The sequence below is a fragment of the Rickettsiales bacterium genome, from assembly GCA_033762595.1.
Taxonomy (GTDB): Bacteria; Pseudomonadota; Alphaproteobacteria; order Rickettsiales; family UBA8987; genus JANPLD01.
Genome location: JANRLM010000005.1, coordinates 1 through 4,398, shown reverse-complemented (window position 1 = coordinate 4,398; position 4,398 = coordinate 1). Strand labels below are relative to the sequence as shown.

5 protein-coding genes are annotated in these 4,398 nt (G+C 34.1%); 2 read left to right on the top strand and 3 right to left on the bottom strand.

The window, feature by feature from the left end; translation table 11 throughout:
* Positions 1 to 1,008: chromosomal replication initiator protein DnaA (gene dnaA, locus SFT90_00390; GenBank protein MDX1948942.1), on the top strand; the 1,008-nt coding region annotated here is incomplete at its 5' end.
* 2 nt (positions 1,009 to 1,010) lie between these two features.
* On the opposite strand, the gene trpS is transcribed toward dnaA, so the two are convergent.
* From trpS to SFT90_00375, 3 genes are all read right to left on the bottom strand, one after another.
* Positions 1,011 to 2,114 carry a tryptophan--tRNA ligase gene (trpS, locus tag SFT90_00385; GenBank protein ID MDX1948941.1) on the bottom strand — a complete coding sequence of 368 codons (1,104 nt, stop codon included), beginning with the start codon at positions 2,112 to 2,114 and terminating at the stop codon, positions 1,011 to 1,013.
* An 11-nt stretch (positions 2,115 to 2,125) separates the two neighbouring features.
* Positions 2,126 to 2,485 carry a hypothetical protein gene (locus SFT90_00380; protein MDX1948940.1) on the bottom strand — a complete coding sequence of 120 codons (360 nt, stop codon included), beginning with the start codon at positions 2,483 to 2,485 and terminating at the stop codon, positions 2,126 to 2,128.
* A 75-nt stretch (positions 2,486 to 2,560) separates the two neighbouring features.
* Positions 2,561 to 3,412 carry a prephenate dehydratase gene (locus tag SFT90_00375; GenBank protein MDX1948939.1) on the bottom strand — a complete coding sequence of 284 codons (852 nt, stop codon included), beginning with the start codon at positions 3,410 to 3,412 and terminating at the stop codon, positions 2,561 to 2,563.
* 136 nt (positions 3,413 to 3,548) lie between these two features.
* Here SFT90_00375 and SFT90_00370 point away from each other — a divergent pair.
* The coding region (locus SFT90_00370) for a hypothetical protein (GenBank protein MDX1948938.1) at positions 3,549 to 4,398 on the top strand (850 nt) is incomplete at its 3' end.

Here is a 4,398-nt window from a genome sequence, read left to right as displayed (position 1 = left end):
GATGCAAAATTTACTTTTGATAATTATTCTTCATTTGAAAATAATATCTTAGCTTTTAATGCATGTTATAATATCGCCTGTAATTCTGAGGGTTTTGAGGATATTAACCTCCTTTTCATCTGCGGTAAAATGGGTTTGGGAAAATCGCACCTTCTGCACGCAACGGCTAAGCAAGCAATTAATTTAGCTTCTTACAAAAAAGTTTTATATCTCTCCGCTGAAAAATTTATGTTCACTTATGTGCGCGCAATGAAAGAGAATAAAATGCTGGATTTCAAAGATTATGTGCGTGGTAGTGATTTACTAATTGTTGATGATATCCAATTTATCTGCGGAAAATCAAATTTTCAGGAAGAATTATTCCATACCGTCAACGCTGTGATTGACGCAGGCGGCAAAGTAATTTTATCAGCTGATAAATTTCCAAATCAGCTCACTGGGCTTGAAGACAAAATAAAATCTCGTTTTTCGGGAGGCTTAATTGCTGATATAAAAAATTATTCTAACGAGCAAAGATTTGAAATTCTAGCTAAAAAAGCGGAAAAGCAAAATCAGAAAGTCGGCTCGGAAGTTATATCTTTTATCGCAAATAATGTTGATACAAGCATTAGAGAAGCCGAGGGGGCGTTAAATAAAATCCTACAGATTTCCAAGCTTACAATGCGTGAAGCTGATTTAGATTTAGCTAAAGAGATTGTTAAATCAACTTATGAAAAATCTAAAAAAGAAACCTCATTAGAAGATATTAAAAAGGAAGTTTGTAAAAAATTTGGCTTGAGTTTTACTGAAATTGAATCTGCAACGAGGCTCAAGAAAATTGCAGAGGCACGCCAAATTGCAATGTATCTTGCTAAAAAATATACTACAAAATCTTATCCGGAAATTGGCAGGTTTTTTGGCGGTAAAGACCACGCAACCGTTGTTCACGCTGTTAAAAAAATTGAAAAACTAATCAGCGAAAACGAAATTTTTGCTGATACTATAAACAAAATCACATCTGATTTTTAAGTCTACACCCTTAAAAAACCGACGAAATCTTGCATTTCTTTGAGGGTTTTTGTGGCGATTTCATTGGCAAAAATTTTCCCCTCTTTAAGAACGGAAAGAAGATAGGTTTCATCTTGTTTTAACTCATTAAATTTTTTGGTGATAGGTGAGAGCTTTTCAACCGCCAATTCACCAAGTGCATTTTTGAACGCAGACCAATTCGCATCAGCAAATTTCCTTTGAGCATCTTCCAAATTTATTTCAGCAAGTGAAGAATAAATATTCAGCAGATTTGTGGCTTCTGGGCGAGGGTTTGCATCATCACCAAAATTTATACCAACCAAAGCATCAGATTTTGCGCGCTTGAATTTATCCATAATTTGTTCCTCTGTGTCAGATAAATTAATGCGGGAAAATTCAGACTCATCAGATTTGCTCATCTTTTTTGTGCCATCGCGTAAACTCATCACACGCTTGGCTTGGCTTAGAATAAGTGGCTCTGGTTCAGGAAATATAATCTTCCCAGCCTTAGTATTAATTGAGTTTGCGATATCACGAGTTAATTCCAAATGTTGTTTTTGATCATCACCCACTGGAATATGAGTCGCCTTGTAAAGCAGGATATCCGCCGCCATCAGCACTGGATATGAAAATAATCCAAGCATTGCGTTGCTTGGTATTACATCTCTTTCATCAAATTTTATTTTTTTTATTCTTTTTTGTATTTCTAATTTTTCATTTTCACTAACATTTTCCTCAAATACCAATTTAGTTTTAATATTTTTTTCAGTTTTTTCTTTGAATTGTGTCATACGATTCAGCCAGCCAAGCGGTGTGAAGCAAGAAAATATCCAAGCTAACTCTGAGTGAGCCGCCACCGAAGATTGCAAAAATATATGCGATTTTTTAGGGTCAATTCCGCAGGCGATGTAAGCAGCAACCATTTCAAGTGATGATTTACGAAGCTCCTCAGGGTTTTGCTGAATGGTTATTGCGTGCAAATCCACGATACAAAAAAGCGAGGGAAATTTATTCTGAATTTCCACCCATTGTTTAATCGCACCAAGATAATTGCCAAGATGCAAATTACCAGTTGGTTGAACGCCTGAAAGAACTAGATTTGTCATAGATTAATTTCTCAAAAAATAATTCCAAGCCCTGCAAGGTAAGGTGGAATTGAAAATATTATAGCAATTGATGAATAAAAAGTTAACTCTCTACCCCTAATACCAAATTGGTTTTTTGCAACCTGAATATCTTGCCTGAAAGAATATATATCCCACAAAAGAGAATATAAAAACATTGAAATTACTACTGGCAAACTCAAACTAAATTTATCTTGGTAAAAATATATTAAAATAAAACTGAGTAAAAATACATAAGAAATTGCCTCTGGGATAACATAAATTGCACCTCTGCCTTCTTCAAAATGCATATAAGTAGTGCTGAATGCGAATAAGAAAAACAAGAATAAATATATTACTGCGTATATTGGCATAGTGAGTATTAGTGATCAGTATTAGTATAAGTGATTAGAAGCCTTTCCACTAAAACTGATACTAATAACTAGCAACTAATTTTCAACCCTTCTTGATTTATGTGCTGGGTAAACGCCTAATAATTTTGTTTTTTTGGTAAAAAAGCCAAGCTCTTCAATGGCACGCTGAACATTTTTTTCCCTAGGGCTACCCTCAAAGCTAATAAAAAATTGAGCTTGTGATGATTCAACTTCTGGAATGTAACTTTCTAGTTTTATAATATTTACATTATTAGTCGCAAACCCGCCAAGCGCTTTATATAAGCCGGCTGGAATATTGCGAGTTGTGAACATCATACTTGTTATGATATATTTTTCTTTTTCAGGATCTGGATCAATCGGCTCTTTTGAAAAAACTAAGAAAAGCGTTGTGTTATTGGAGTCATCTTCAAAGTTTTTCTGCAAAATATCTAGGCCATATAATTCGGCAGCCAAACTAGAGGCAAGGGCGGCCTTAGTTTTATCTTTTTTCTCAGAGATTTCTTTTGCGGCAAAAGCAGTATTTGAATGACGAATTGGCTTAAAACCATATTTTGCGATGTTATTATTGCATTGCATTAATGCTTGTGGATGTGAATAAACTTCTTTTATATCCTCAATTTTTGTGCCTTTAACGGCAAGAAGTTGATGCTCAATTTTCTCAAAATATTCACCAATTATACTAAGTGAAGTTTTTGGGATAAGATTGTGGATTTCCGCCACTCTGCCAGCATAAGAATTGCCAACTGGAATCATACAATATTTTGCTTTGCCTTCTTCAACGGCCTTAAAAGCATCTTCAAAATTCTCACAAGGCAGAGTTTGCATATAAGGGAAGGCTTTACGACAAGCCAAATCTGAATTTGCCCCAAACACGCCTTGAAATGCTATAATGTTGTCACTAACCATTTGAAAAATATAATTAATTTATTTTATTTTGTGATGATACAGAATTATATTATTTTTTCTAGCCTTTTTTAATGATTTATTAATATTTATCTAATATTATGCCATGAAATGATAGAAAAATTAAGGGTTTAGAAGTTTGAACGAAGAAAATAAAATAAAGAATATTACTGATTTTATAGCCAAGATTGATGATGCAGAAAAAGCTCGTGAGTCTAGAAGGCAAATTCATATAAATAATCTTAAAGAAGTGGCATATGATGTAGGCCTAAATATTTCAATATTAGAAGAAACAAGCGGTGGAACTAATAAGGAAACTCTTTTTGTATTAATTCAACAAGATGGCTTAGATCAAGTTTTAACTGAAAAACAACTTCAAAAGCTTACAAATAAGTTAGAGAAAAGAAAAGAAACCAAAGGTTTTTTTAATTCTATCGGCACGGTTATTCTGCCTAAGGAAGATAATTGGGGTCACGGAAAATCTGCTGATGAGGGAATGGGCGTAATTATCGCCACAAAATTAATGGGCTTAATCACCAATGGTAAGATTGATAAAGCTATAGATTTTTTGAATGAAGATGCAGTTAAAGCAAAATTAGGTGATGCTCACCAAGCAGTTTTGGGAAAGGTTCAAGAGCTTAAAGAAAATTCTGAAAAACTAAAAAAACTCTTAAAATATTCTGAAGAAGACCCAAAACTTAAAGTTACTCTTAAAACACCAGAAGTTTATGCTTTTGGAGCATTTAGGGCTAAAGCAGGTGATGGGAATGAAGTTGAAAAAGCTTGGTATATTGGCTCAAGGCTTCCGGGTGAAGTAACGGGCTATAAAGAAGAAGGCAATTATGAGGTTGATTTCGCTAAGCGACAAGCAATCGGTGATTCTCTATTTGCAAATTTAGTTACTGAAGTTTTAGGTGAAGGCGGAATTAAAAAATTATTTGGTGAAAATGATCCCTTCTCACCAAAGCATATGATGGAGAAGGCTGATT

Coding starts and splice junctions, on each gene's coding strand:
- trpS (MDX1948941.1), bottom strand. CDS start 2,114: ATGACAAATCTAGTTCTTTCAGGCGTTCAACCAACTGGTAATTTGCAT.
- SFT90_00375 (MDX1948939.1), bottom strand. CDS start 3,412: ATGGTTAGTGACAACATTATAGCATTTCAAGGCGTGTTTGGGGCAAAT.
- SFT90_00380 (MDX1948940.1), bottom strand. CDS start 2,485: ATGCCAATATACGCAGTAATATATTTATTCTTGTTTTTCTTATTCGCA.